The 26809-nt window shown below is 68.2% G+C and carries 28 protein-coding genes, 1 other RNA gene and 1 pseudogene; 19 read left to right on the plus strand and 11 right to left on the minus strand.

Features of this window, described 5'->3' with window-relative positions; translation table 11 throughout:
* Nucleotides 1-32 precede the first annotated feature (32 nt).
* A complete protein-coding gene (hisN, locus tag HMPREF0591_RS09740; RefSeq protein WP_007168329.1) occupies nt 33-812 on the minus strand; it encodes a histidinol-phosphatase in 780 nt (259 codons plus the stop codon).
* A gap of 22 nt (nt 813-834) precedes the next feature.
* Between hisN and HMPREF0591_RS09745 the strand changes: the two genes are divergently transcribed.
* Nucleotides 835-1164 carry a hypothetical protein gene (locus HMPREF0591_RS09745; protein WP_040622203.1) on the plus strand — a complete coding sequence of 110 codons (330 nt, stop codon included), beginning with the start codon at nt 835-837 and terminating at the stop codon, nt 1162-1164.
* Nucleotides 1165-1179: 15 nt separating this feature from the next.
* Here the strand turns inward: HMPREF0591_RS09745 and HMPREF0591_RS09750 are convergent, their stop codons facing one another.
* The 3 genes from HMPREF0591_RS09750 to HMPREF0591_RS09760 are packed head-to-tail and all read right to left on the minus strand — an operon-like array spanning nt 1180 to nt 4928.
* Nucleotides 1180-1977, minus strand: a complete 798-nt coding sequence (locus HMPREF0591_RS09750; protein ID WP_007168331.1) for a slipin family protein — start codon at nt 1975-1977, stop codon at nt 1180-1182.
* Nucleotides 1974-2600, minus strand: a complete 627-nt coding sequence (locus HMPREF0591_RS09755) for a hypothetical protein (protein ID WP_007168332.1) — start codon at nt 2598-2600, stop codon at nt 1974-1976. The genes HMPREF0591_RS09750 and HMPREF0591_RS09755 overlap by 4 nt, the downstream gene beginning before the upstream one ends.
* A 3-nt stretch (nt 2601-2603) precedes the next feature.
* Nucleotides 2604-4928: a nitric-oxide reductase large subunit gene (locus tag HMPREF0591_RS09760; protein ID WP_007168333.1), complete on the minus strand. Its 2325-nt coding sequence runs from the start codon at nt 4926-4928 to the stop codon at nt 2604-2606.
* Nucleotides 4929-5160: 232 nt separating this feature from the next.
* On the opposite strand from HMPREF0591_RS09760, the gene HMPREF0591_RS09765 reads away from it, so the two are divergent.
* A complete protein-coding gene (locus tag HMPREF0591_RS09765; RefSeq protein WP_040621525.1) occupies nt 5161-5958 on the plus strand; it encodes a universal stress protein in 798 nt (265 codons plus the stop codon).
* 41 nt (nt 5959-5999) lie between these two features.
* Here the strand turns inward: HMPREF0591_RS09765 and HMPREF0591_RS09770 are convergent, their stop codons facing one another.
* On the minus strand, nt 6000-7364 hold the full coding sequence (locus HMPREF0591_RS09770; RefSeq protein WP_007168335.1) for an FAD-dependent oxidoreductase: 1365 nt from the start codon (nt 7362-7364) through the stop codon (nt 6000-6002).
* A 171-nt stretch (nt 7365-7535) separates the two neighbouring features.
* On the opposite strand from HMPREF0591_RS09770, the gene prfB reads away from it, so the two are divergent.
* The 11 genes from prfB to HMPREF0591_RS09820 all read left to right on the plus strand — a co-directional run bounded on the left by prfB (nt 7536) and on the right by HMPREF0591_RS09820 (nt 16656).
* Entirely contained in the window at nt 7536-8642 is a 1107-nt protein-coding gene (gene prfB / locus HMPREF0591_RS09775; protein WP_007168336.1) for a peptide chain release factor 2, read from the plus strand.
* Complete coding sequence (locus HMPREF0591_RS09780) at nt 8632-9627, plus strand: mechanosensitive ion channel family protein (RefSeq protein WP_007168337.1); 996 nt, start codon at nt 8632-8634, stop codon at nt 9625-9627. The genes prfB and HMPREF0591_RS09780 overlap by 11 nt, the downstream gene beginning before the upstream one ends.
* Nucleotides 9624-10106 carry an Rv3103c family proline-rich protein gene (locus tag HMPREF0591_RS09785; RefSeq protein ID WP_007168338.1) on the plus strand — a complete coding sequence of 161 codons (483 nt, stop codon included), beginning with the start codon at nt 9624-9626 and terminating at the stop codon, nt 10104-10106. Before HMPREF0591_RS09780 ends, HMPREF0591_RS09785 begins: the two co-directional genes overlap by 4 nt.
* 43 nt (nt 10107-10149) lie before the next feature.
* Nucleotides 10150-10839, plus strand: a complete 690-nt coding sequence (gene ftsE, locus HMPREF0591_RS09790; protein ID WP_040621527.1) for a cell division ATP-binding protein FtsE — start codon at nt 10150-10152, stop codon at nt 10837-10839.
* Nucleotides 10840-11733 carry a permease-like cell division protein FtsX gene (gene ftsX, locus HMPREF0591_RS09795; RefSeq protein WP_007168340.1) on the plus strand — a complete coding sequence of 298 codons (894 nt, stop codon included), beginning with the start codon at nt 10840-10842 and terminating at the stop codon, nt 11731-11733.
* Between the two features lie 2 nt (nt 11734-11735).
* Nucleotides 11736-12245, plus strand: coding sequence for an SsrA-binding protein SmpB (smpB, locus tag HMPREF0591_RS09800; RefSeq protein ID WP_007168341.1), 510 nt, complete (start codon nt 11736-11738; stop codon nt 12243-12245).
* Nucleotide 12246: 1 nt separating this feature from the next.
* Nucleotides 12247-13092: an EamA family transporter gene (locus HMPREF0591_RS09805; RefSeq protein ID WP_007168342.1), complete on the plus strand. Its 846-nt coding sequence runs from the start codon at nt 12247-12249 to the stop codon at nt 13090-13092.
* A gap of 46 nt (nt 13093-13138) precedes the next feature.
* Nucleotides 13139-13984, plus strand: coding sequence for a maleylpyruvate isomerase family mycothiol-dependent enzyme (locus tag HMPREF0591_RS09810; RefSeq protein WP_007168343.1), 846 nt, complete (start codon nt 13139-13141; stop codon nt 13982-13984).
* Between the two features lie 90 nt (nt 13985-14074).
* Nucleotides 14075-14442, plus strand: a transfer-messenger RNA (tmRNA) gene (gene ssrA / locus HMPREF0591_RS30810).
* 197 nt (nt 14443-14639) lie between these two features.
* Nucleotides 14640-15083 (plus strand): hypothetical protein, encoded by a 444-nt coding sequence (locus tag HMPREF0591_RS33775; protein WP_007168344.1) that lies wholly within the window; start codon nt 14640-14642, stop codon nt 15081-15083.
* 169 nt (nt 15084-15252) lie between these two features.
* On the plus strand, nt 15253-16656 hold the full coding sequence (locus HMPREF0591_RS09820) for a serine hydrolase domain-containing protein (protein ID WP_085981536.1): 1404 nt from the start codon (nt 15253-15255) through the stop codon (nt 16654-16656).
* Here the strand turns inward: HMPREF0591_RS09820 and HMPREF0591_RS09825 are convergent.
* Nucleotides 16653-17327 (minus strand): M15 family metallopeptidase, encoded by a 675-nt coding sequence (locus HMPREF0591_RS09825; RefSeq protein WP_083212268.1) that lies wholly within the window; start codon nt 17325-17327, stop codon nt 16653-16655. The genes HMPREF0591_RS09820 and HMPREF0591_RS09825 overlap by 4 nt on opposite strands.
* A 124-nt stretch (nt 17328-17451) precedes the next feature.
* Nucleotides 17452-18369: a universal stress protein gene (locus tag HMPREF0591_RS09830; RefSeq protein ID WP_007168348.1), complete on the minus strand. Its 918-nt coding sequence runs from the start codon at nt 18367-18369 to the stop codon at nt 17452-17454.
* A gap of 260 nt (nt 18370-18629) precedes the next feature.
* Between HMPREF0591_RS09830 and HMPREF0591_RS09835 the strand changes: the two genes are divergently transcribed.
* Nucleotides 18630-19355: a class I SAM-dependent methyltransferase gene (locus tag HMPREF0591_RS09835; RefSeq protein WP_007168349.1), complete on the plus strand. Its 726-nt coding sequence runs from the start codon at nt 18630-18632 to the stop codon at nt 19353-19355.
* Here the strand turns inward: HMPREF0591_RS09835 and HMPREF0591_RS09840 are convergent.
* Both HMPREF0591_RS09840 and HMPREF0591_RS09845 read right to left on the minus strand, forming a co-directional pair.
* Nucleotides 19352-20522, minus strand: a pseudogene (locus HMPREF0591_RS09840) (glycosyltransferase). The gene HMPREF0591_RS09835 and the pseudogene HMPREF0591_RS09840 overlap by 4 nt on opposite strands.
* A 34-nt stretch (nt 20523-20556) precedes the next feature.
* Nucleotides 20557-21525, minus strand: coding sequence for an NAD-dependent epimerase/dehydratase family protein (locus tag HMPREF0591_RS09845; RefSeq protein WP_007168353.1), 969 nt, complete (start codon nt 21523-21525; stop codon nt 20557-20559).
* 239 nt (nt 21526-21764) lie between these two features.
* On the opposite strand from HMPREF0591_RS09845, the gene HMPREF0591_RS09850 reads away from it, so the two are divergent.
* A complete protein-coding gene (locus HMPREF0591_RS09850) occupies nt 21765-22109 on the plus strand; it encodes a hypothetical protein (protein ID WP_007168354.1) in 345 nt (114 codons plus the stop codon).
* Nucleotides 22110-22216: 107 nt separating this feature from the next.
* Nucleotides 22217-23647 (plus strand): C45 family autoproteolytic acyltransferase/hydrolase, encoded by a 1431-nt coding sequence (locus HMPREF0591_RS09855; protein ID WP_007168355.1) that lies wholly within the window; start codon nt 22217-22219, stop codon nt 23645-23647.
* Between the two features lie 28 nt (nt 23648-23675).
* Here the strand turns inward: HMPREF0591_RS09855 and HMPREF0591_RS09860 are convergent, their stop codons facing one another.
* Nucleotides 23676-23891 carry a hypothetical protein gene (locus HMPREF0591_RS09860; protein ID WP_040621534.1) on the minus strand — a complete coding sequence of 72 codons (216 nt, stop codon included), beginning with the start codon at nt 23889-23891 and terminating at the stop codon, nt 23676-23678.
* Nucleotides 23892-24009: 118 nt separating this feature from the next.
* Here HMPREF0591_RS09860 and HMPREF0591_RS09865 point away from each other — a divergent pair, with 118 nt between their 5' ends.
* Nucleotides 24010-24942 carry a DMT family transporter gene (locus tag HMPREF0591_RS09865; protein WP_007168357.1) on the plus strand — a complete coding sequence of 311 codons (933 nt, stop codon included), beginning with the start codon at nt 24010-24012 and terminating at the stop codon, nt 24940-24942.
* Between the two features lie 3 nt (nt 24943-24945).
* Here the strand turns inward: HMPREF0591_RS09865 and HMPREF0591_RS09870 are convergent, their stop codons facing one another.
* The gene (locus HMPREF0591_RS09870; RefSeq protein WP_007168358.1) at nt 24946-25809 is read right to left on the minus strand and encodes a phytanoyl-CoA dioxygenase family protein; all 864 of its coding nucleotides are present in this window, start codon (nt 25807-25809) and stop codon (nt 24946-24948) included.
* A gap of 121 nt (nt 25810-25930) precedes the next feature.
* On the opposite strand from HMPREF0591_RS09870, the gene HMPREF0591_RS09875 reads away from it, so the two are divergent.
* Both HMPREF0591_RS09875 and HMPREF0591_RS09880 read left to right on the plus strand, forming a co-directional pair.
* On the plus strand, nt 25931-26314 hold the full coding sequence (locus HMPREF0591_RS09875; RefSeq protein WP_050789993.1) for a DUF732 domain-containing protein: 384 nt from the start codon (nt 25931-25933) through the stop codon (nt 26312-26314).
* A gap of 31 nt (nt 26315-26345) precedes the next feature.
* The gene (locus HMPREF0591_RS09880; protein WP_244268808.1) at nt 26346-26789 is read left to right on the plus strand and encodes a YkvA family protein; all 444 of its coding nucleotides are present in this window, start codon (nt 26346-26348) and stop codon (nt 26787-26789) included.
* Nucleotides 26790-26809: the final 20 nt, after the last annotated feature.

A 26809-nucleotide genomic window follows, 5' to 3' on the forward strand; every position in this document is an offset into this window, starting at 1 on the left:
AGTAAGATCACAGAGAACACTTGTTAACTAATTCACAGGACCAGCGACTCGAGCACGCGGTCGTGCAGCGGACCGTTGGTCGCCACGGCGCTGCCGCGGTGGGGTCCGGCGACGCCGTCCAGGCCGGTCATCGTCCCGCCCGCCTCGCGCACCAGGATGTCCAGCGCGGCGAGGTCCCACACGGAGACCTCGGGTTCGGCGGCGATGTCGACGGCCCCCTCGGCCACCAGGCAATAGGACAGGAAGTCGCCGAAGGCGCGCACCCGCCACACGGCGTCGGTCAGGGCGATGAAGCGCTCGCGCAGGCCCCGCTGCGCCCAGCCGGACAGGCTGGAGAAGGACAGGCTGGCCGAATCCAATTGCGCCACCGAGGAAACCGACAGGGGGCGCGGCGGTGCGCCGTTCACGGAGACGAACGCGCCGCGGCCGCGCGCAGCCCACCAACGACGCTGCAGCGCGGGCGCGCTGACGACGCCGACCGTGGGCACCCCGTCGTCGAGCAACGCGATCAGGCTGGCCCACACCGGCACGCCGCGCACGAAGTTCTTGGTGCCGTCGATGGGGTCGATGATCCACTGCCGTCCGGCGAAGGTGGTGGTTCCGCCGAACTCCTCGCCGACGATGCTCTCACCCGGCCGCTCGCGTCCCAGCGCCTCGCGCAGGTCGGTCTCCACCGCGCGGTCGGCGTCGGTGACCGGGGTCAGGTCCGGTTTGGTGTCGACGCGCAGGTCGAGCGCCCCGAACCGGGCCGAGGTGAGCGCGTCCGCGCGGTCGGCAAGCGCCAGTGCCAGCGTCAGATCGTCTCGGCTCATGACGCAGTCCTACCATGGCCTGGTGTGGGAATTCGGTGTGCTGCTCGTGCTGGTGGCCGTGTTGGCGGTCTTCCTCGCCCAGCGGTTCCTGCCCCGCGGCCCCCGCGGCGAGGTGCTGAACGGCACGCTGCTGGTGACCGGGGTGAGCCCGCGGCCGGAGGCCACCGGTGAACAGTTCGTCACCGTCTCGGGGGTGATCAACGGACCCACCGTCAGCGAGCACCCGGTGTATCAGCGCATGGCGGTCGACGTCGACCACTGGCCGACCATGGGTCAGTTGTTTCCCGTGGTGTATTCGCCGAAGAATCCCGACAATTGGAGGTTCGCGCCGCCCGAGCCGCCCCCGGGATGACCGCGACGGCCGTGATCAGCCTCGGTGATTGAGGTTGTCGACCACGCCCTGTAGCACCTCCGGATGCCGCAGGAACGGCGTGATGATGTCCACCGGCAGCGGGAAGACGACGGTCGAATTCTGATCCGCTCCCAGTTCCAACAGCGTTTGCAGGTAACGCAATTGCAGCGAGGCGGGGCTCTTGGACAGCGTCTCCGCCGCTTCACGCAGCTCCTCGGAGGCCTGCAGTTCCCCGCGGGCGTTGATCACCTTCGCGCGGCGTTCGCGTTCGGCCTCGGCCTCGCGGGCCATCGCCCGCTGCATCGACTCGGGGATCTCCACGTCCTTGATTTCCACGACGCGGACCTGGACGCCCCACGGTTCGGTCTGTTTTTCGATGATCGTGCGCAGGTCGCTGTTGAGGTCCTCGCGGTGGGCCAGCAGGGTGTCCAGGTCCGCGCGGCCGAGCAGCGAACGCAGCGTCGTCTGGGCGATCTGCGAGGTGGCCACCGCGTAGTTCTCCACCGCCAGGATCGCCTTCAGCGGCTCCATGACTTGGAACATGACGACGGCGTTGACCCGGGCCGGCACGTTGTCGCGGGTGATCACCTCCTGCGGCGGAATGGTCAGCGTCACCAACCGCTGGTCCACTCGAATCATCTTGTCCACGAAGGGGATCAGAAACCGTAGCCCGGGACCGTACAGCGGGCGCGCATGCCCCATCCGGAAGACGACGCCGCGTTCGTACTCGCGCAGCACGGCCAGCGACCACATCGCGAGCACGGCAGACGTGACGATCGCGGCGATGACGACGACGATCACAGCGGCAGTCATGTTGTCTTGCCCTCCTTGCCTTCCCAGCTGCCCCAGCGCGTGGAGTACCTGTCTACCGCCGCGGCCGCCCGGTCCTCGAGGGCCGTGCGGTGCGGCAGGTGTGCCGGCGCGTTGGCCGGGGTGTTCCAGAGGTGGCGGACCAGCGGAAGCCCGAGCAGCGCCACCACCAGGACGGTGCCCGCCAGAACCAGCACGTCGGCGCCCGAGTGGTTGGCCACCATCGTGGCCAGGGGCAGCACGATGCCGAAACCGGCCACGCAACAGGCGATCCCGCGGTGGAATCGGCCGGCGTCCGAGTGCGGCCACGGGTCCACCTCGCGGCTGATCTCCCGGCCGTGTTCGGATGTGGTGCAGCCGGATTTGACGGGGCAGCTGTTGCACACCACCGGCAGGGCGCGATAGCGCATGACCCGGTGCCGCGGGTCGAACGAGGTCGGCCAGAGCCAGTGGTCCTGCGGGCACACCCAGGCGTCATGGTCGGGCCGGTAGGTGAATTGGCCCGTGCGCCACCGTGCCGCGCGGGCCGACGCCCGTCGGGCCATCGAGTCGAAGCTCCACCCGATGGCCAGCAGGGCAAGCGAATACCCCGCGATGAGCCATACGGTGGCGGCCGGTTGGGACACCCGTCAGTCCTTCGCCGACACCGTGGCGCCGCTCTCCGGCTCGGCCGGCGCTTCGACGTACAGCGGGTGCTCGGGCAACTCTTGCACCGTGGAGCCCGTGCGGAAGTGCCGCAACGCGGTCCAGGCGATCCAGACGAACGGCAGCACACCGCCGACGATCAGGATGATGTCGCCCGGCATCCGCAGCCATTCGATCACCGCGTTGCCGGGTCTGGTGATGTAGCCCAGCGAACGAGCCTCGAAGTAGCCGTCACTGACCGAGTGGTAGAGCTGCAGGACGCCCAGCGGCAACAGGGTGACGAACACCATCCATGCGAGCCCAATGTTCATGCACCAGAACGAGGTTCGAGCCAACTTTTCCGGCCATTTGTCGGCCGGGATCACGTAGCGGAAAGCGAACATGGCCAGGCCGACGGCGAGCATGCCGTAGACCCCCATCATCGCGCCGTGGGCGTGGTTGGCGGTCAGCGCGGTGCCGATTTGGTAGTAGGACACGATCGGCAGGTTGATCAGGAAGCCGAAGATGCCGGCCCCCAAAAAATTCCAGAATCCGACGGCGACCAAAAACATCACCGCCCAGCGATGCGGGAAGGGGTTGGCGTCGCCCGACTGCTGGCGCGAACCCAACTGCAGGAACGCCCACGCCTCGACGGTGAGGAAGGTCAACGGAATGACCTCGGCCGCCGAGAAGAACGCGCCCAGCGCCATGTGTTCCACCGGGGTGCCCGAGAAGTACAGGTGGTGCATGGTCCCGATGACGCCGCCCGCGGAGTACAGGATGACGTCGAGGAAGATCACGCCCAGCGCGATCCGTTCGCGCACCACCCCCAGCAACACGAACATGTAGGCCACCATCACGGTGGTGAACAGCTCGAGGAAGTCCTCCACCCACAGGTGCACCACCCAGAACCGCCAGAATTCGGCGACGGTGTAATGCGTGCCGCTGCTGGCCAATAGCCCGACGGTGTAGAACGCCGGAATCGCCAGTCCGGAGAAGAAGAACAACCAGGGCATGTTCATCTTCGATTCGCCTTTGAGCCGGGCACGCATGCCCCGGAAGATGATCGCGATCCACACGAACATGCCGATGATCAGCAGGATCTGAAACAGCCGCGGCAGGTCGAGATACTCCCACTGCTGGGAGAAAAACCCGTGCGGGATCACGCCGTAGATCGAAAGCGCCTCGCAGATCAGCGAACCGAACACCACCACCGCGACCGCGCCCAGCAGCACGTAGGCCAGCAGGCCCTGACGGCGCGGCTCGCGGCGGGCGATGAACGGCACCAGGAAGATGCCACCGGCCAGAAATGCCGCCGCGGTCCAGAACAATGCCAGTTGCACATGCCACGTGCGGGCCAAGTTGTACGGCAGGACACGGGCCAGGTCCAGTCCGAAGAAGTTCGACAGGTCGGCCCGGTAGTGCTCGGCCGCCGCACCCAGCAGCGTCTGCGCCAGGAACAACACCGACACGATGGCGAAGAACCAGATGGTGGCCCGTTGCGCCGGCGTCAGGCTCACCTCGCCCGGCTGGCGGAAGGACAGCGTGGATCCCTCGGCGCCGTGCCAGCCGACCTTCTGGCTCCAGCGCCCGTACACGGCGAACATGACGCCGATGCCGCCGAGCAACGCGATGAGCGACAGCGCCGACCACACGATCACGGGCGCGGTCGGGCCGTTGTCGACGCGTGGCTCGGCCGGCCAGTTGTTGGTGTAGCTGTACTTGTGGCCCGGGCGTTCGGCCGCGCCCGCCCAGGCAGTCCAGGCGAAGAACGCCGTCAGGTCGTGGATCTGCGCCTTGTCGGTGATGCTGTGCGGCAGCAGTCCGTATTTCGTCGAGTTCTCGCCGAAGTAGGCGGCGTAGTGGCCTTGGATGTGGTCGAACGCCGCGGCTTGCCGGTCGGTGAACACCAACGTCTTGGTTTCGGGGTTGTAGCGGTTGGTGCGGAACTCGGTGACGACCCGGTCGCGCGGATCGGCCATCCCCCGGGCCCGCAGCTGCGCCGCGACGTCCTGCGTCGCCATCCGCAGGTATTCGGCGGTGTAGTCGGGCCCCAGGTATGCGCCGTGCCCGAGCACCGAGCCGTACTCCATCAGGCCCCGGGCCTGGTACAGCTCCTGTCCCCGGGTGATGTCGTCACCGGTGAACAGCACCTGCCCCGACTCGTTGACCACCTTGTCCGGCATCGGCATCGACGCCGTGTACGTGCGATAGGCCAGGATGCCCATGACCAGGAAGCCGAAGATCATGACCAGGGCGACGCCCTGGATCCAGCCCTTGCCGACCAGGGGCTGCGAGGACGCCTGTTGAGCGGTCTGTTGAGCGGCCATAGACGAGTCTCCCGTCCTGAAACGATGGGTCGTGGTCCCGTTGTCCAACTGCGCGAACAGCTTGTATTCGGTTGTCGTCGCGGCGAAAGGCGATTTCGCCGTCGCCGGTGCCTGAGGGCCAATGGCAGCAATTTCGGGACCAATGCCCCTGGGGGAGAGGCGTTTCCCGGCCCTAACGTGATGGCTGAGCGACGTGAAGTTGCCCGCCTACAGCTCAGCAGAGGAGACAGCGATGAGCAATAGCCATCCGGCTCCAGGTGTCGTCGTGGGCGTGGACGGATCGAAGGCGGCCGAGCAGGCGGCCCTGTGGGCGATCGACGAGGCGGTCAGCCGAGACATCCCGATGCGACTGGTCTACGTCGTCGATCCGCGGGACGCGGCCACCCCCAGTGCCTGCGAGGCGCGGCTTGCCGCCGCACGGACGGCGCTGGCCGACGCCCACCGGGCCGTGGACGCCGCCGGCGCCCCCGTCAAGGTCGAAACCGACATCGTGTGCGGGCGGCCGCTCACCAAGCTGCTGGAGGAGTCGAGGTCGGCGGCCATGATGTGCATCGGTTCGATCGGACTCAAGCACGCCCGTCATGGCGCAACCTCCGTCGCGACCGCGTTGGCCCGCTCCGCGGGGTGCCCGGTCGCGGTGATCCATCAGCCGGCCAGGCGGTCGGCGGCCCCGAAGGTCGACAGCGTCCTGGCCGAGGTCGACAACGGCGTGGTGCTGCGGCACGCGTTCGAGGAGGCGAGGCTGCGCGGAGCCGGTCTGCGGGCCCTCTGGGTATGCCGGGGCGAGGACCAGCGTGACGCCGACGAGGGGACGAGCTCGGCCCGCGCGCAATTGAGTCGACGGCTGGCGCGGTGGACGCGGTTGTATCCCGACGTGCGGGCGGAGCCGGTCATCGTGCGCGGCAGTGTGCAGCAGTACCTGCGCGCCCACCCGGAAGCGGGCTTGTTGCTGGTCACCGACCCTCATGCCAACGACGATCTGTGCAACGGCGGGCATTCCGTGCTGGCGATCCGGTCGAGCAACCTGTGAATCTGGACGCGCCCGAGCTGCCCGCCACCGGCGCGTCGTGATCAGCCGTGGCTGATCCGCAGCAACTCGGCGAGGTTGGGCAGCTTGACGCGGGGTCGCCCGTGCGGCTCACCGGCGGCACGCTCGTGACGGTCGATGATCTGCCAATGCGCGGAGGTCACCAGCTTGGGCTGGCGTGACGCCAGCCAGTCGGCCAGCTTGTCGGCGTGGTCGTCGGGGAAATCCGCCAGCCCGTCTTTCGCGCGGTCCAGGTCGGCCAGCAGGGTGTCGACGGTCTCCTGGGAGTCCTTCTTGTTGGTGCCGATGACACCGGTCGGTCCCCGCTTGATCCAGCCCACGACGTATTCGTTGCGGCTGCCCTCCACCCGGCCAACGGCGTTGGGGATGGTCGCGGTCCTGTCGTCGAACGGCAGCCCCGGAGTGGGCACGCCGCGGTAACCGACGGACCGCACCACCAGTTGAACCGGCAGCTCCTCGCGCTCGCCGGTGTCCTTGGCCGACACCCGCCCGTTCGCGTCGGTGACCAGTTCGTTGCGGCCCAGCACGATGCTCTGCACCCTGCCGTCGCCCTTGATCTCGATCGGTGAAGTCATGAACCGGAACACGATTCGACGATGGCCGGGCCGTGGCGCGCGTGCGGCGTAATCGCGCAGCACCTTGATGTTCAGCTTCGTCGTCTTGTCCGCGGCGGCCTCGTCCTCCTCGGTGATGCCCTCCAGCTGCGCCGGATCGACGATCACGTCGACCCCGTCTAGGTCTGCCAGCTCGCGCAACTCCAGCGTGGTGAAGGCGGTCTGCAGCGGCCCCCGCCGGCCGAGGATCACCACCTCCTCGACGCCGCAGGGCCGCAGCGACTCCAGCGCGTGGTCGGCGATGTCGGTGGCCCCGAGCACGTCGGGATCGGTGACCAGGATGCGTGCCACGTCGAGGGCCACGTTGCCGTTGCCGACGACCACGGCCCGGGCGCCCGAGAGGTCGGGCGTCGCCTCCTCGAAGTTGGGGTGCGCGTTGTACCAGCCGACGAAGTCGACGGCGGCGACGCTGCCCTGCAGCTCCTCACCGGGAATGTTGAGCGCGCGGTCGGACTGCGCCCCGATCGCGTAGACGACGGCGTCGTAGCGTTCCGCCAGCTCGGCGGTCTGCACGTGTTCCCCCACCACCACGTTGCCGAAGAACCGGAAGCGGGGATCCTCGGCGGTCTTCTCGAACTGCTTGCTGATCGACTTGATCTTCGGGTGGTCGGGCGCGACGCCCGAGCGCACCAGCCCCCACGGGGTCGGCAACATCTCCAGCATGTCGACCGCGACATCGATGTCCTCGGCGGCGTCGGCCGCCTTGAGCAGGGATGACGCGGCGAAGAATCCCGACGGTCCGGAGCCGACGATGGCAACGTGGTATGGGCGCATACTCGACCTTCTATTCGTGCCCGGTTGGCGCCGGGGGCTCCCGAAACAGGCCGGCGCGCAACGCGGGGTGCACATGATCGTGACTCGATGCTAAACGCATGACCGCTGGTCGTGGCCCGAGCACTCGCCGGGAGCCGGGGCGCTTGGCGGGCCCCGGTAACGTTGTCCGCTGTGGAACCCGACCGTCAAGCCGACATCGCCGCCCTTGACTCCACCCTGACCACGGTGGAGCGGGTGCTCGATGTGGACGGTCTGCGCAGCCGCATCGAAAAGCTCGAACACGAGGCGTCCGATCCCCAGTTGTGGGATGACCAGAGCAACGCGCAGCGGGTGACCAGCCAGTTATCCCACGCCCAGGGGGAACTGCGTCGCATCGAAGAGCTCAGGCAGCGGCTCGACGATCTCCCGGTGCTTTACGAGCTCGCGGCCGAAGAGGACGCGGCCGACGCGCTCGCCGAGGCGGACGCCGAGCTCAAGGCGCTGCGGGCCGATATCGAGGCCACCGAGGTGCGCACCCTGCTCTCGGGCGAGTACGACGAGCGTGAGGCGCTGGTCACCATCCGCTCGGGCGCGGGCGGGGTGGACGCCGCCGACTGGGCCGAGATGCTGATGCGGATGTACCTGCGGTGGGCCGAGCAGCACAAGTATCCCGTCGAGGTGTTCGACACCTCCTACGCCGAGGAGGCGGGCATCAAGAGCGCGACGTTCGCGGTGCACGCCCCGTTCGCCTACGGCACATTGTCCGTCGAGCAGGGCACCCATCGGCTGGTGCGGATCAGTCCGTTCGACAACCAAAGTCGACGGCAGACGTCGTTCGCCGAAGTCGAGGTACTGCCGGTGGTGGACACCACCGATCACATCGACATCCCGGAAGGCGATGTCCGCGTTGATGTTTACCGCTCCAGCGGACCCGGCGGCCAGTCGGTGAACACCACCGACTCGGCGGTTCGTTTAACCCACATCCCAACGGGTATCGTCGTGACTTGCCAGAACGAAAAATCGCAACTGCAGAACAAGATTTCGGCGATGCGGGTGCTTCAGGCAAAGTTGTTGGAGCGCAAGCGTTCCGAAGAACGCGCGGAGCTGGACGCCCTCAAGGGTGAAGGCGGCAGTTCATGGGGCAACCAAATGCGCTCCTACGTCCTGCACCCGTACCAGATGGTCAAGGACCTGCGGACCGAGTACGAAGTCGGCAATCCGGCGGCCGTCCTGGACGGAGACATCGACGGGTTCCTGGAAGCGGGAATCCGGTGGCGCAATCGAAAAGATGACAGCTAACACAACTCTTCTCGCCTCGCCCGCCACGATAAACGCCCTGGGCTGGCACGCCTTTTGGCGTGGCGAAATCGGGCAGTGGATCATCACCCGCGGTCTGCGGATCGCGATGGTGCTGATCGCGGCGGTGCTGGCGGCCCGGTTCGTCAACTGGGTGGCGCAGCAGGTGACCCGTCGGGTCAGCCTGGGCTTCGCCGCGAGCGACGCGCTGGTCCCCTCCGAAGCGTCCAAGCACCGCCAGGCCCTGGCCTCGGTGATCTCCTGGGTGTCGGTGGTCATCATCGGAATCTGGGTCATGATGCAGATTGCCGACGTGCTGCAGTTCTCGGTCGGGGGGCTGGTCGCGCCGGCCACCGTCGTCGGCGCCGCGCTGGGTTTCGGCGCGCAGCAGCTGGTGAAGGACCTGCTGTCCGGCTTCTTCATCCTCGCGGAGCGGCAGTACGGCTTCGGCGACCTGGTCACCCTGACCGTCGTGGCGGCCACCGAGGCCAGCGGCACCGTCGAGAACGTCACGTTGCGGGTGACGCGGCTGCGCTCAGCGGACGGCGAGGTGCTGACCATCCCCAACGGCCAGATCGTCAAGGTGGTCAACCTGTCCAAGGACTGGGCGCGCGCGGTGGTCGACATCCCCGTGTCCACCAGCGCCGACCTGAACCGGGTCAACGAGGTCTTGCACCAGGAATGCGACCGCGCCATGGACAACCCGCTGCTCGGGGACCTGCTGCTGGACGCCCCCACCGTCATGGGCGTGGAGAGCATCGAGCTCGACACCGTCACGCTGCGCCTGGTGGCCCGGACCCTGCCCGGCAAGCAGTTCGAGGCCGGCCGGCAGTTGCGCGTCCTGGTCATCCGCGCGCTGGCCCGCGTCGGCATCGTGACCTCGGCGGACGCGACGGTGGGCCTGGTGGAGGACCCGGCCGTGCCCGCCGCGCAGGCCGCCGAAGGGCGGACCGACGATGACGTCAAGGGCGCGGTGCAGCAGCGTTGAAGTTCACCCTGAGCCTCTTCGAGAAGCGCAGCGATGACTCGGCCGCCGACCGTCGCTGGCCCCACTACATGTTCGGCGGGCGGGTCCGCACGTCGACCCTCGTGCTGATCGTCGCCTTCTTCGCCGTGTGGTGGGTCTATGACACCTACCGGCCGGAACCGGCGCCCAAGCCCCCGGCGCAGCAAGTCGTGCCGCCGGGCTTCGTACCCGACCCGAACTACACGTGGGTGCCGCGCAGCCGCGTGCAGCTGCCGCCGCCCACCGCCACCTACACGCCGACCCCGACGAGCACGCCGCCGCCACCGCCCCCACCTCCGGTGACGACGACCACGACGCCGCCACCGGGCCAGCTGCCGCAGCTGCCGTGCCTGCTGCCGCCGCCCTTCTGCCCGTCCAGCACCACCCCGGCCACACCGCCGCCCCAGCTACCGCAGCCGGGGCCCGGACCGGCGCCCAGTTCGCCCCCGCCGGCCAGTTGACTTGGCTTGCCAGCGAAATTCACGGCTACACTGGCGTGCCGTGATGATCACCCTTGACCATGTCAGCAAGAAGTACAAAGCGTCGGCGCGCCCGGCGTTGGACGACGTCAACGTCAAAATCGACAAGGGTGAGTTCGTCTTCCTGATCGGCCCGTCGGGCTCCGGCAAGTCGACGTTCATGCGGCTGCTGCTCGGCGAGGAGAACCCGACCACCGGCGACATCCGGGTGTCGAAGTTCCACGTCAACAAGTTGCGCGGCCGGCACGTGCCGAAGCTGAGGCAGGTGATCGGGACGGTGTTCCAGGACTTTCGCCTGCTGCAGCAAAAGACGGTGTACGAGAACGTCGCCTTCGCCCTGGAAGTGATCGGCAAACGGACCGACGCGATCAACCGGGTGGTGCCCGAGGTGCTCGAGACCGTCGGCCTGTCCGGCAAAGCCAACCGCCTGCCGCACGAGTTGTCCGGCGGCGAGCAGCAACGCGTGGCGATCGCGCGCGCGTACGTCAACCGGCCCCTGGTTCTGCTGGCCGACGAGCCGACTGGCAATCTCGACCCGGATACCAGTAAGGACATCATGGATTTGTTGGAGCGGATCAACCGCACGGGCACGACGGTGTTGATGGCGACGCACGACCACCACATCGTCGACTCGATGCGTCAGCGCGTGGTGGAGCTGTCGTTGGGGCGGCTGGTGCGCGACGAGCAGCGCGGCATCTATGGGATGGACCGCTAAGTGCGCTTTGGCTTCCTGTTCAACGAGGTCCTGACCGGTCTTCGCCGCAACGTCACGATGACGGCCGCGATGATCCTCACCACGGCCATCTCCATCGGCCTCTTCGGTGGCGGTTTGCTGGTGGTCCGGTTGGCCGACAACTCGCGGGAGATCTATCTCGACCGCGTCGAGACGCAGGTGTTCCTCACCGACGACATCTCGGCGAACGACGCGACGTGCGCATCCGCCCCGTGTAAAGCGCTGCGGGACAAGATCGATGCGCGCCAAGACGTCAAATCGGTGCGCTTCGTCAACCGGCAGGACGCCTACAGCGACGCGATCAAGAAGTTCCCCGAGTTCAAGGACGTGGCCGGCAAGGAATCGTTTCCCGCGTCGTTCATCGTCAAGTTGAACAATCCCGAACAGCACGCGGACTTCGACGCCGCGATGCAGGGCCAGCCCGGCGTGCGCAGCATCCTCAACGAAAAGGATTTGATCGACCGGCTGTTCGCCGTGCTGGACGGTTTGCGGGACGCCGCGTTCGCGGTCGCGCTGGTGCAGGCGGTGGGGGCCATCCTGCTGATCGCCAACATGGTCCAAGTCGCGGCGTACACGCGCCGCACCGAAATCGGGATCATGCGGCTGGTCGGCGCCAGCCGCTGGTACACCCAGCTGCCGTTCCTGGTGGAGGCGATGCTGGCCGCGGCCATCGGAGTGGCCATCGCCGTCGTCGGCCTGATCCTGGTGCGCGCGTGGTTCCTGGACAACGCGCTGAGCCAGTTCTACCAAGCTCATCTGATCGCGAAGGTCGACTATGCCGACATCCTCTACATCTCGCCGTGGCTGTTTTTGCTCGGTGTGTCGATGGCCGGCCTGACCGCCTACGCGACGTTGCGCCTCTACATCCGGCGGTAGCTGTGGCGAAAGATCCCGGCCGGGCCAAGGGGGCGGGCGGCAAACGTGGCAGCAAACAGATTGTGGCCACCAATCGCAAAGCGCGGCACAACTATTCGATCCTCGAGGAGTTCGAGGCCGGAGTGGCTCTACAGGGCACGGAGGTCAAAAGCCTGCGTGCGGGGCACGCGTCCCTGACGGACGCGTTCGCAACCGTCGACGACGGCGAAGTGTGGTTGCGTAACCTGTACATCCCCGAGTACCGGCACGGTAGCTGGACCAACCATGAACCCCGTCGCAACCGAAAGTTGTTGTTACATAGGCAGCAAATCGACCGCCTGGTCGGCAAGATACGAGATGGTAACCTCGCGCTCGTGCCGATGTCTCTGTATTTCTCGGAGGGGAAGGTCAAGGTGGAGCTCGCATTAGCGCGCGGCAAGCGAGCGCACGACAAGCGTCAGGACATGGCCCGCCGCGATGCCCAGCGTGAGGTGGTCCGTGAATTGGGTCGCCGAGCCAAGGGCATGAGCTGATTTGATCGGGGCCGCTTACGCCCAGCTGTCTGCCGTCACGTACGGAGTCAGCGATTTTGTCGGCGGTGTAGCCGCCCGACGGGTGGCCGCGCTGCGCGTGATGCTGGTGGTCTATCCGATCGAGACATTCTTGCTGGGCGGGCTGGCGCTCGCCGTCGGCGGGCCCATCTCGCGGGGCGCGATCTTCTGGGGCTGCCTGTACGGCGTCGGGATGGCGGTCGGCATGTGGGCGTTCTTCGCCGCGCTGGGGGCCGGGCCGATCTCGGTCGTCTCGCCGTTGGCGGCGGTGCTCAACGCGGCGGTGCCGGTGGCCGTCGGCGTGACGCTGGGGGAGCGGCCGGGGCCGGGCGCCTCGGTGGGCGTCGTGCTGGCCCTGATCGCGGTCATGCTGGTGAGCCGGGAGGCCACCGCCCAAGGCGTCACGCCCTACCGATTCACGCCGAAGGTGGCGTGGCTGACGCTGCTGGCGGGCTCGGCGATGGGGCTGAACCTGGTGTTCCTGCACCAGGCCCCGCACGCCTGCAAGCTGTGGCCGCTGGTCTTCGCCCGCCTCGCGGCCACCGTGGTGATCTTCGTGATGGCGGCGGCCAGCAACAACCTGCGGGCGCCGCGCGGGAAGCCGCTGAAGCTGGCGTGGGCTGTGGCGGTGCTGGACATCTGCGCCAACGTCACCATGCTCCTGGCGCTGCACACGTGGCTGCTCTCGCTGGCCAGCATCCTGATCTCGCTCTACCCCGCGGCCACCGTCGTCCTGGCGATGGTCGTGCTGCGCGAGCGGCTGACCCGCTGGCAGGGATTCGGCATGGTGATGGCCATGGGATCCGTGGCGATGATCGCCGCCAGTTGACGGCTGTGCTTGCCGAGCGGAAAAGTGACCGGCCTACTATCCGAAGATGGCCGATCGCCCCGTAACCAAGCTGGATAAGTCCGAGGTCCTCACTGGTCTGTTCGCGGTGTGGGACGACATCGCCGCGCTGCTGGATGGGTTGCCGGAGCCCGAGTGGCAGGCGGCCAGCCCGCTGCCCGGCTGGGACGTCAAGGCGCTGGTGGCGCACATGATCGGCACCGAATCCTTTCTCGCCGGGGTCCCCGCTCCCCAGCCCGACATCGACGTCTCGACGCTCGAGCATGTCCGCAACGACATCGGCGTGATGAACGAGTGCTGGGTGCGCTACCTGGCCGCCGAATCCGGCGCCGACGTGCTCAAACGGTTCAGGGACATCACCGACGACCGGCGCAAGGCGCTCACACAGATGCCCGCCGAGGAGTGGGACGCCGTGACGATGACGCCGGTGGGCCCCGAGAGCTACGGGCGGTTCATGCGGGTCCGGGTGTTCGACTGCTGGATGCACGAGCAGGACATCCGCGTTGCGCTGGGGCGCCCGTCGGCCGACGACCAGCTGGCCGGGCCCCCGTCGGAACTCTCCCTCGACGAGATCGCCGGCACCATGGGCTACGTGGTGGGCAAGCGGGCCAAGGCGCCCGAGGGGTCGCGGGTCTTGTTCGACCTGACCGGCCCGCTCAGCCGCAGCATCCGCATCAGCGTCGACGGCCGGGCCCAGCTGGTCGAGGACTTCGGCGGGCTGGACCCGACGGTGACGATCCGGTTGGACGGGCTGCAGTTCACCCGGCTCGCCGGCGGGCGGCCGATGTGCCCGAGGCGGTCGCAGGACGTCGACCTGGGCGGCGACGGGGACGTCGCCGGGCGGATCGTCGAGAACCTGAACTTCGTGATCTGATCGCGGCCCCGAACCGGAACATAACCGCGTGGCCCGGCGTTGATAGCGGCGTACCATTGATTGTCCTGCCGAAAATCGGCGGGGGCGCGAGGGGCTGAAAGGTTTCGACATCGCGCATCGAATCAAGGGAAGCGTGCCGGTGCAGGCAAGAGACCACCGTAAGCGTCGTTGCAACCAATTAAGCGCCGATTCACATCAGCGCGACTACGCTCTCGCTGCCTAAGCGACAGCTAGTCCGTCAGACCGGGAAAGCCCTCGACCCGGAGCCTGGCGTCAGCTAGAGGGATCAACCGATGAGTTCGGTCGCGGGACTCATCGGGACACCAACAGCGACTGGGATCGTCATCCTGGCTAGTCCGCGTGACCAGGAGATCCGAGCAGAGGCATAGCGGACTGCGCACGGAGAAGTCTTGAGGGAATGCCGTTGGACCCGGGTTCGATTCCCGGCAGCTCCACAGAGAATGTGCTGTTCAAAGCGGTTATTGGGCATGAGCCGCGACCGCGTCGCGAGACCCGTGGGTGGATCACTCCTGGGGTGAGCGGCTTTAATCGATGTCACGTTGTGCACGCCCGACACCGCATCACGAGTCGCGTTGCCGGGATCATTACCGGTGAACTTGGGTGCTGAACTTTGCGGCCAGAACGAGGAGCTTCCGTGACCTATCGCCGTCTTGCCTGGGCGCTCGGCGCGATGGTGGCGGCGACCGTCATTCCCGCCACGGCCCACGGCGCGCCGCCGACGAAGTGCCTGACCAACACCCCCAAGGGCAAGCAGGTCTACGTGCCCTGCGACCTGCTCAACGCCGGCGCCAATTTCCCGCCGGGGCAGCGGTGTCCTCCACCGATCGAGCAGTACCCGAAAGATGTGGCCGAGTGGTGTGGCGAAGGCCGGGGCCTGGCGACCACCACGCCCGCGAGTCCGACCAGCCCGACTAACTCGACGAGCCAGACGAGTCCCACCAGCGCGACGAGCACGACAAGCACCACGAGCGCGACAACACCGACGAGCCCCACAAGCCCGACCACTCCGACCAGCCCGACGAGCCCGACCACCCCGACCACGCCGACCACCCCGTCGGCCCCGGGCCATCCACGGTGACGCGGGGAACCACGTGAGCCACGACAGCTCGCCGAGGGGCCGCGCATCCGGCAGGCCGACGCGCCGGGCCGCTGCCGTGGGAGCCGTCGCCCTCGCGCTGGTCGCCGGGTGCTCGCGTAGTAACGCGGCGCACCCGGAATCGAGCTACAGCCCTGCGGCGCCGCGGCCGATGGCCGCGGTTCCCGCGCCCGCGGTGCGCCCCGAGCCGCCGGACGCCGCGACCGCGGCGCGGTTCGCGAAGGTCTCCAAGCTCCTCGACGACGCGGTCGCGGCACACCGGCTGCCGGGCGCGGTGCTGGTCGTCGGCCAAGGCGGCAAGGTCGCCTTCCACCAGGCCTACGGCTCCCGCAAGCTCGCCGGTGAACCCGGGCTGGATGGGTCACCGGCGCCCGCGGAGCCGATGACCGAGGACACGATCTTCGACTTGGCGTCGTTGACGAAGAGCCTTGGAACGGCGACGGCGGTCATGCAGCTCTACGAACGGGGCGCGGTCGTGCTGGACGACACCGTGCAGCGGTACCTGCCCGGCTTCAACACCGCGAACGATCCGCGCCGCGCGACGGTGACCGTTCGCATGCTCCTCACCCACACCTCCGGCGAAACGGGGGACGTCAACCTGGGTGACCCGTGGGGGCTGGACAAAGCCGACAAGGAAGAGGGGATCCACCGCGCGCTCACCACGCCGCTGGAGTCGGGCCCCGGGGGCTTCCGCTACTCCGATATCAACTTCATCCTCCTCGGCGCGCTGATCGAGAAGGTCACCGGCGAGGCCCTGGACGCCTACGTTCAGCGGCACGTGTTCGATCCGCTCGGCCTGCAAGACACCCACTACCTGCCGCCGGCCGCAGCCTGTGGCCCGCATACGACGCTGGGGGCGGCGATCGCCTGGGCCCCCGCACCGCCCGACCGGGCACCGGATACCTGCCCCGCGGGCACGTGGAGCACCGGCCTGTTGCCGCGCATCGCCCCGACCGCACGAGACGAAGAGGGCCGGGCCGACCCGGGCAAGAATCCCGACCTCGACCGCCTGCTCCGGGGCACCGTGCAGGACACGACGGCGCGGCGCATGGGCGGGGTGGCCGGGCACGCGGGCGTGTTCTCGACGGCCCACGATGTCGGCATCTTCGCGCAGGCCCTGCTTGACCGGCTCGCGGGACGTCCGAGCGAATTCCCGCTGGCGCAAACAACTCTCGAGTTGATGACCAGTCCGCAGCAGCCGGGGCATACGCCGGCGCAACTCCGGGCCGCCAACGAAGCCACCCGGGCCGCCGCCGCAAAGTGGCCGAATCGCCCCGATCCGCTGCTCGCCGCGCGCTATCCGGCGATCGCGGGGCAGAACCTGCGCGGCCTCGGCTGGGATATCGACACGGTCCAGTCCGCACCGCGCGGAGCGGTCTTTCCGATCGGCAGCTTCGGACACACCGGCTTTACCGGAACATCGGTGTGGCTGGACCCCCGCTCCGACACCTACGTCGTTCTGCTCTCGAACTCGATCCACGTCCGCGGCAGTAGACCGATATCGGATCTGCGGGGTGAGGTCGCCACGGCGGCCGCCCGGGCCCTGGGCCTTTAGGGCCGCTCGAAATGTTGATAGTCCAGTGGCGCCGTCCATTCCCCACCCCACCGCCAGCCGCGATCGGTGAACGCGTGCACCGCCGGGTCGCCGACGTGTAAGAGTCCCGGATCGGTGCGGTTGCGGTCCAAGTAGGCCGCCGCGTTCCGCGGTTCGAAATACCCGCTGGCGTAAAGGCACGGGTTCACAAGCGGATTGAGGTCGATCGCCCGGCCGTACGCGTGCGGGGACCATTCGTCGGTTCCGGGGATGCGCCGGCAGTTGAACGCCGACGTGTTGTTGTCCTCCATGGACAACTCGTCGTCGGCGTCCGGGTAGTGGTCGACCGTGCGGATTTTCTCGATCGGGTAGCCAAGTCGGTCGAGCCGCTCGAAGATCGCGATGACCTCCGGCGCCAGGTCTTCATTGACGATCAGCGCGCCGCGATGCGGCCGGCCGTCCAAACCGATGTAGCCGACGTAGACCCGCCGCAGCTGCCCCGGCTCGACCGGGCAACCCGGCCGCCAGCTCGCACCGAGTTCGGCGGCGGTGACCGGTTCCACGGCCGCACCGGCCGGCGCCGACGGCGGGGCGGCTGACGGCGGCGACGATGTCGTCGACCGTGCCGGTCCCGTCGCGCGGGGTGGGGGCGCGGCGGCGCACTGCACCAGCACGAGACACGCCGTCAGCATCCCGGCCACCGCCGCACCCCGCCGACCGAAGGGCGTCAACTGCGATGACTCCTCACCCTTGCCTCTTCCATCGGTATAAGACCGCTGCGACAAGCGGTTTCGCCGGACGGGCCCCGCTGTCACGCTACCCCGAGTGGCGCGAGGGTGACGGACGCGCCACGATCACCGGCACCTCGGCCCTGTTGACCACGGCCGCCCCGACCGACCCGAGCAACCTGCCGGCGAGCCTGCCGCGGCCGTGGTTGCCGACCACCACCAGTTGCGCCCGTTCGGACGCCTCGACCAGCCACCGCGCCGGGTCACCGATTTCGATTCTGCGGTGGATGTCGACGTCGCGATAGCGTCCCTGCCAACCCGCCAGCCGCTCGGCAAGCGTCTCCTCTTCCTCGGACAGCTGAGCGTCCCAATTGCCGTCTTGGAACGGCTCTTTCACATCAGCCACCCGCAAATCCATCCAGGCGTGCAGGGCGACCACACCGACGCCTCGCCGCGACGCCTCGTCGAATGCGATGGCCGTCGCCAACTCCGAAGCCGGCGACCCGTCGATGCCCACCAGCACGGGCGCCCGTGCCGCGTTTCGTGCCGGCTCTTGGCCGTCCCGGATCACGGCGACCGGGCAATGCGCGTGGTAGACCAATGCCGAACTGACCGAGCCGAGCACGCCGCGGGCCGACACGCCGCCATGCCCGCGATGGCCCACCACGACCAGCTCCACCTCTTTGGAAAGGTCGACAAGCGTCGGGACGGTCGCCGAATAGACGACCTCACCTTCGATATGCCCCGGACCGCCCTCGCCGGCGCTCTCTTCGGCGACCCTGACCGCCAACTCGACGAATTCGCGGGCCCGCCTGTCCTGCCATTCGCTGAACTCGGCCAGCGCGGTCACCTGAAACCAACCGGGCATCGGGGCGTCGACGACATGGACCAGGGCCAGTGGCGCATTGCGCAGCGCCGCATTACGGGCCGCCCACCGGACGGCACCCAGCGCGGCTTTCGAGCCGTCGACGCCCACCAGGACCGCGTTGCGCGGTGGCTGCCACATCTCGGCTCGCTTCTGCTCGGCGACGTACCCTTCGGCAGAATCATTCAGCGCGACCGAGAATGTCAGGGCCGAAGAGATGCAAGCCGAAGGACCAAAGGCACCGGGTCAAGCGTGTTGCCGGCACGCGGAGAATTGATAGCCTGCAACCTGCAGCCGACATCTGATGGTGCCGGCGTCAAACGACCCGACTCTGCCTGCCCGCCGCGAAGATCGCGGCGGTCTCGCGACCGCCTGGAGGGGTTCATGCGCAGGAGTGCGCGATGACCGACGCCGCCTGGACCCTCTACGCCGAGCAGATGGACAACGTCGACGGCTGGTTCTTCGAGGCCGACGTCGCGCTCTTCAGCAAGATCCTCGCGTGCCAGACGGCCGAGCGGATCACGGGCGACATGCTGGAGATCGGCACGTATCAGGGCAAGTCCGCCATCTTGATGGGTTACGGGCTGCGCGACGACGAGGAACTGGTGATCTGCGATCTGTTCGATGCCGTGTTCGATCACACCCACATGTCGCCGATCCCCCGCCAGCAGTACTCGGGCCTGGACCAGCAGCAGTTCCTGGCCAACTGGGACCGTTTCCACACCCGCCGGCCGACCCTCGAGGTCCGCGAATCCGCGGACCTCGACCTCGGCGACAAGGTGCTCCGTTTCGCCCACGTCGACGGATGTCACAGCTACGAGTGCGTCGCCAAGGACATCAACCTCGCCGCCACCCACACGGGCGAGCGGGGCGTGATCGCGTTGGACGATTACCGCGGTGTGGAAACCCCGGGAGTGTCGGCGGCGGTCTGGCAGGCCGTCGGCAACGGCGTCCTGTTCCCCTTCGCGGCGACGTACATGAAGCTCTATGCCGGCACGTCGGCCGCGGATCAACGTTACTGGCAGGAGCGGGTCCGGGACTCCGCCGACATCTGCGCCCTGCCCGACTTCGCGCTGCCGTCGTATCGGGACGTCTCGGCCGAACAGATCCGGCGATCGGCCGGTTAACCGGCGTTGCGACGGACCGCGTCTTCCAGCAGATCGGCGGCGAGAGCAGCGCTTTGCGCCGGGGTGGCCATCAAAGCAGCGACCTCACGGGTTCGAGCGACGTAGGGGGGAGTCAGGATCGTTCGCAGGTCCGCGAGCAGGGAATCCGGGGTGCATTCGACGAATCGCCGGCCGATGCCGACGCCCAGTTCGTTGACCGCCCCGGCCCACATCGGCTGATCGACGGAGACGGCCAGCGCCAACGTGGGGACCCCGGCCCGGATTCCCGCGAACGTGGTGCCGGGACCGCCGTGGTGGACGACCGCCCGGCAGGCGGGAAACACGGCGGCATGGTTGACCGAGTCGACGACCTTGACGTGCTCGAATTGCGGGAGGTCGGTGAGGTCGCTGACGCCGCTGCAAATCAGCGCCCGCTCACCGAGTTCCGCGCACGCCGCGCTCATCGCGATCACGTCGGCGGGAGACGCGACCCGCGCGCTGCTGCCGAAGCCGAAGTAGATCGGCGGCGGCCCGGCGGCGATCCACGACGCGACCTCCTCGTCCACCTGGGTCGGCAACTCCAGCGTCAGCCCGCCGACGAAAGGCCTTCGGACACCGCATTTCTCCCATTCGGCCGCCAGCCCCGGGAAGAAGAGTTCGTCGTAGGCCTGGATCTCGAGCGGTTGCGGCGCCGAGGGTCCCGGCTCGACCGCCAGGCCGAGCGTACGGCGCTGGGCGATTTCGGCGTCTTGCGTGAGGGACGACTGCGCGTCCTCGGGTGCGATCGGGTAGATGTGCACCGCGGCCTGCGAAATGCCGTAATACTCGGCGACATTCGCGGCCAGCCCTTGCTCGCTGGCATCCGTCAGGATCAGGTCGGCCCCATCGGCCAGCGACGTCAGCGCGCTACCCCAGCGCCGGCCAGAGCTCGGTGATATCCCGGACTATCTCCCACGCCATGACGGCGGGGTTCGGCGTCGCCCCGTACTTGCGGGCGATTTCCGCGTTCTGCTGAACCTGGTCCCGGCCGTGGGGGATCGCGGTCAGGCCCGCCGCCTCGATGAAGCCGACATAATTGGGCGGGACCGCCATGCGCACATCGTGGCCTCGGCGCTGCAGCTCCCGAGCGATGGCGGCGCACGGCTCGACATCGCCCCTTGTTCCCAGGGTCGCCAGCGCAAACCTCATCGCCGCAACCTAACTCGCGATAAGGCGTCGACGATCACTGTGCCCCCTTCGGAAACCGGGATCCGATGACGCCGCGGAAATATTCGATCGTCCGCGCGGCCCCGTCCGCGAAGGGGACAAGGGGGTGCCAGCCGAGCCCGGACTCGGCGAGGCCGATGTCGGGCCTGCGCCGCCTCGGGTCGTCGGGCGGCAGCGGGGCGAAGACGATCGCCGAGCTCGAGCGGGTCAATTCTTTGATGGTGCCCGCGGTTTCGAGCACGGTGACTTCGGCCGAGGCCCCGAGATTGACCGGTCCCGTGAACGAGGCCTCGCTCGCCGCCATCCGCACCAGCCCGTCGATGAGGTCGTCGACGTAACAGAAGGATCGGGTCTGACTGCCGTCCCCGAAGACGGTGATGGGTTCCCCCCGCAGCGCCTGGGCGATGAACGTGGGGATGATCCGGCCGTCCTCCGGGTCCATGCCGGGACCGTAGGTGTTGAAGATGCGGACGATTTTGACCGGCACGCCGTAGCGCCGCGCGTACTCGAGCATCAGCGTCTCGGCGACTCGCTTGCCTTCCTCGTAGCAGGCGCGGGGACCGAAACAGTTGACGTTGCCCCAGTAGCTCTCGGCCTGCGGATGGACCGTCGGATCGCCGTAGACCTCGCTGGTGGACGCCTGCAGGATGGTCGCCTTCGTATCGCGTGCCAAGTCCAGCAAGTTCCTGCAGCCGACGTAGTTCGTGTCGAGTGTGAACAGGGGGTCCCGCTGGTAGGCGCGCGGCGCCCCGGGGCAGGCCAGATTGAAGATGACGTCCAGCGGCCCCGCCACGGCCGCGCCCACCGGTCGAGTGACGTCGTGTTCGACGAAACGAAAGCCGGGGTCCCTCTCGAGGCGCGCGATGTTCTCGCGCCTACCCGTACAGAGGTTGTCCAGCCCGACGACCTCGAAGCCGTCGCGGCGAAGCCGATCGCAGAGGTGAAGCCCCAAGAACCCGGCGGCGCCCGCGACAAGCGCTCTCACCTTTCGTTCTCCTTAATTCGGGTCCACGCCGGGGCACTCGAGGACCGCGGCCCACCGGCGCTCAGGATGACAGACGCTCGTGCCCACCGGGCGGTTATAGGCGCGTTCGGCCGAAGTCGCACGTGGACTCCCGGTTCTCGGGACAGCGGGGGTGGCCAAGGCCCTAACATTGACGGTCGGGGGCCGTCGATGGTGGACCCCTCCAGGTCGTCGAGGCGCCGAATCGAGGAGAGGTATCCGTGCACCAGTCGCTTTCACCCCTGTCGGTCACGAGAAGGCTGCTTTTTGCCCTGTCGTTTGTGATCGCGTTTGCTGCTTCCGCCTTGGTCCCGCCCACGCTCGCGGCCGCCCACGCCGACCCGATCGGGTTCCCGCCGGACTGGCCCTTCTACGAGATGCAAACCGAACAGACCATGTGCAGGGCCATGGCGGAGGGCTGGTCGCGCGCGCAGATCGTCGGCGCGATGCAACAGGCGAACAACCAGGGTGTGACCGGTTTGAATCCGGATCAGGCCGCCAAGCGTGCCAACATGTGGGTCGACCTGGGCCGAATCAAGTACTGCCCGGGCGCCGTCGCCAGCTGACCGGCGCGCGGTGGGCTGTGCCGATCGGCTCAATTCCGTCCGGCCTGTGAATCTCGGGCTCCGGTGGGTAAGCCTGGCTCTGTCAGACGAGCCCAGTGAGAGAGTCGATGAACGGGAAACACGAGCGCGCGCGTGCAGCACGGAATCCGGACCTCCAGCCGTCGTCGAGGGCCGAGCTCGGCCCCGAACAACGAGCGTGGCTCGACCAGGCGTCGCGGCGCGACGTCGACGGATGGATCCACGTCGCGGTCAAGGGGCCGCCGATGGCGCGGGGGTTCCAGTACGGCTACCTCGTCGCCGACGAGTATGCGGCGGCGGTCCGCGCCTACGAGCAGATGACCTACCAGAAGATCGGCATGGACTACGGCTTCTTCGTCGACAGGGCCAACGAACTGCATGCCGACAAGGTCCCTGACGAGCTGCGCGAGGAGATGGAAGGCGTCGCCGCGGGACTGACCGCCGCGGGAGCGCCGGCGACGTTTCAGGACGTGCTCGGCATGAACGACTGGATGGAACTCACCGGCTATTGGTGGCCGAAACACGCCGGGCGGTATGCCGCGTTGGCGTCGCCGGCCAGCCAAGGCAGCCACTGCAGCGCCTTCGTCGCGACCGGCGACGCGACCGCGGACGGCTCGATCGTGATGGCGCACACCAGCTTCACGGACTTCTGGCAGGGCCAGTTCGAAAACGTCATCTTGGACGTCACGCCCGACGAGGGCCATCGGATGGTCATGCAGACCACACCCGGCTGGATCGCCAGCATGACCGACTTCTGGCTCACCGGCGCGGGCCTGGCCATCAGCGAGACGACCATCAGCGGCTACGACGGGTCCAAGGGCTATGACGAGAATCGGGTACCGGAGTTCGTTCGCGCCCGCAGGGCCGCTCAGTACGCCCGCGATATCGACGACTGGGTCGAGATCCTCAACACCGACAACAACGGCGGCTACGCCTGCTCATGGTTGATCGGGGACATCAAGACCGGCGAAATCGCTTGCCACGAGCAGGGTTTGCTGTATCAGAGCCTTTCCCGGAAGACCGACGGCTACTTCTGGGGCGACAATGCCCCGAGGGATCCCAGGATCCGCAACCTGGAGTGTGGGCCGACGGGGTTCGACGACGTCCGGTCGCCCAATGGAGCGCGGGAGGTCCGTTGGCAACAACTGCTCGCCGAGCACGACGGCCACATCGACACCGATTCCGCCCGGCGGATGCTCGCTGACACGTTCGACCCGTACCTGGGCCGCGACCAGCCGTCGGCGCGGACGATCTGCGCGCATTACGACGCCGATCCCTGTCAGTTCAACGACGTCACCGCGTTCAGTCCCCACGGATCCGTGGACGGGAAGGTCGTCACGTCCGCCGATGTCGAGTCGATGAGCCTATGGGCAAGGTTCGGTCGTGCCGACGGTGTCGAGTTCGTCGTCGGGGACTTTCTCGGCACGCACCCGCAGTGGAATTGGCAGCGCGACTGTCTGCAGGATCGGCCCCGGCAGCCGTGGACGCACATCCGCCCCGCTGCCACGCCCGACGACTGAGCCCCGCGCGATCGGGCGGCTGCGGGGTCTAGCAGAGGGCGGCGGAAAACCACCCGCCGGCCACGATGGCGATGGCGAGCGCGGCGGTGGTGTGCCCCGTCGACGCGGCCACGACGATGCCCGTGACGGCGGCGATGAAGGCGATGACCACCGCCACGGCCAGCAGCATCCGGTGCGAGTTGATCGCTCCGCCGGAACGCGGCACGACAACGACGCGTTTGCCCGATCCGTGGGGTGCGGCCATGCACGCTCCTACGAGTTGTGACCTGCGATACATGATCAGCATAAATGTGCGGTGCGTCACAAGCCAGCCCGACGCCGGCGATGTTGTCCGCACGGGAGCCCCGGGTACCCGGACGGGCATGGGGTGGGTGGCATCGCACGCGGTCGCAATCGTGTCGGCGCTGCTGTCCGCCCTGTGGGCGGCGGTCGGGATCGTCGTTCGGCAGCGAGCCGCTCAGGAGGTCCCCGCCGGCGAGGGCATGTCGGGAACGATGGTGACGACGCTGGCCCGCCGACCCGTGTGGTGGGCGGGCACCATCGCCGCCGTGGCCGGTTACGTGTTCCAGGCCGTGGCGCTGGCGCACGGGTCGCTGCTGCTGATCCAGCCGCTGCTCGTGTCCTCGCTACTGTTCGCGTTGCCGCTGAGCGCCAGGCTTTGCCACCAGCGCATCAGCGCCTCCCAGTGGGGCTGGGCCACGCTGTTGACGGCGGCGTTGGCGGTGTTCGTGCTCGTCGGCCAGCCCCGCGAGGGCCATCACCGCCCTCCCGTACCCGCGTGGACGCTGGCGTTGGTGGTATCGGTGCCGTTGCTGATCGGGTGCGTCGCCGCGGCCCGCCGCGCCGGCGGTCGTGCGCGGGCGATGCTGCTGGGCGTCGCCGTGGCGGTCCTGCTCGGCATGATCGCCGTGCTGACGAAGATCTGCACGCACCGGTATGCCGTCGGCGGTTGGCACGCGGTCCTGACCGTGCCCGCCCCGTACCTGCTTGTCGCCCTGGCCGTGGCGGCGACGCTGGTGCAGAACTCGGCGTTTCACGCCGGGGCGTTGCAGGCGTCGGTGCCGATCATGTTGGTCGGGGAGCCGGTCGTCGCGGTCGCGCTGGGCGTCGCGGTGCTCGGCGAACACCTGGCGGTGCGGGGCTCGACGACCCTGGAGTTGGCCGTCGCCGTCGCCGCGATGGCGGCCGCCGCCGTCGCGCTGAGCCGCAGTCAGGCGATCGAGGTGGGCAACCAGCGACAGGCCGTGGCCGCCGACGCGGCCGGCCTCGTGGCCGTCGGCGGCAAACCGAACTAGCGCCTACGAATCCTGCGTGGTCTCCAACAGCCGCAGCGGGTGCAGACCGTCCACCGCGCCGACGAACGGCGGGTGGATGCTGTAGCCGAGCATCCGGCGGATGTCGTCGGAGACGGCGCGGGCGGTGTCGCGCGCAATCGACAGCGTGAAGGCTTCCATCGGCCGCAGCCAGGGCTGGCAGTACTGCGCGGTGATCGCGAGGCGGTCGCGGTCGGTGCTGTTGGCGCCCCCACCGTGCCACAGGGTGCCCACGAAGAAAACGCACGAGCCGGCCGGCATGACGACGGGCATGGCCTGATCGCCCGGGCCGGGGCGGCGCTTGCCCCAACGGTGGCTGCCGGGGTAGAGGACGGTGGCGCCGTTGTCGGCGGTGAAGTCGTCGATGGCCCAGATCGTGGCCGCCGCCAACGGGTCTCGCGGGCGGGGAACCGGGTAGAACCCGTCGTCATGGTGGGCCAGCTGCGCGGCCTCGCCGGGCTGGATGTTGATGGCCTGCAGCGCCGAGAGCAGGTAGTTGGGCATCAGCAGCCGATCGAGCACCGCCAGCACCCGGGGATTGTCGACGATCCCGTCGCACACCCGCGTCCTGCTCAACAGGCTGTAGATGCGCTGCGTGCGCAGACCCTCGAACGAGTTCCGGCCGGTGTGGCCGAGCCACGGGCGCACGACCTCACGGATCTGGTCGCACTCCTCGGGGGTGAGCAGGCCCTCCCAGATGACGTAGCCGTCGCGGTCGAGGGCCGCCATGTCGGCCTCGACGATCGCGCCGTCGACCGCGCTTCCGCCGCTCGGGGTGCGCTTGTACCGCTGCGCCAGGTCGCCCCGGAGGTCTTCCAGCGTCGTGACGGACTCGTCGTCGATGTTCATTGGCACTCGTCTTTCGTCCGGCTCCCACACTAAGCCGAGTTCGCGCAGTCTCCCACCGAATCGCCGCGACATCGGCCGACAGGACAGCGCACACGATCTGTACCAGGATGGAGCGGTGCGGATGTTTCTCGTGCTCGCGAGCTTCGCCGCCATCATTGGCGCGGCCACGCCCGCACACGCCGATCCGTCCGGGAACCCGGACGCGGACTTCCTGGCGGCGCTCGACCGGTCCGGCGTTCCCTACAAGAACGCCGCTGTCGCCATCCGGGTCGGCAAGAAGGCCTGCCAACTGATGGACCAGGGCCACTCCGAAGCCGACGTCATCCAGAGCGTGTCGTCGGAGAATGCGGGTTTCACGGTCTCGGACGCGACCAAGTTCACGACCAGCGCGGTCAGCGTCTACTGCCCCCAGCACATCGGCGAACCGACGACGGAGCCGCCGCCGCCTTCGTCGAACACCTGGGTCGGCCCCGAGTTTCCGTGGCCCGCGCCGCCCGCCGCCTAGGGAGAAACCCCGCCGGCCCTGGCATGCTTCGGTGCCGACCGCCAAGATGGACGGGATGTGGTCCGACTGGTGGATGATCCCGATCGGGATCGTCAGCGCGTTCGCCGTGATCTGGCTGATCCTCGCCGCGACGTTATGGCTGATGAGGCCCACGGCCAGCATGCAGGACCTGGTGCGCCTGCTTCCCGACGTGCTGCGGCTGCTGAAACGCCTCGCCGCCGATCCGGAGCTGCCGCGGCGGATCCGGGTCGCGTTGGTCGCGCTGATCGCCTTCGTGGTGTCGCCCATCGACTTGATACCCGACGCGATTCCGGTGATCGGGTTCGCCGACGACGTGATCGTCGTCGGCCTGGTGCTGCGCTGGATCAGCCGCACGGCCGGACCGGGTCCGCTGGCCAAGCACTGGCCCGGCACGCCGGAGGGACTCGCCACCCTGTGCAAGCTGTGCGGCCTGCCCGATCCGGCACTGGACTGAGCCGCGGTCGTGGACCTACT

This window comes from Mycobacterium parascrofulaceum ATCC BAA-614, from assembly GCF_000164135.1.
GTDB lineage: Bacteria > Actinomycetota > Actinomycetes > Mycobacteriales > Mycobacteriaceae > Mycobacterium > Mycobacterium parascrofulaceum.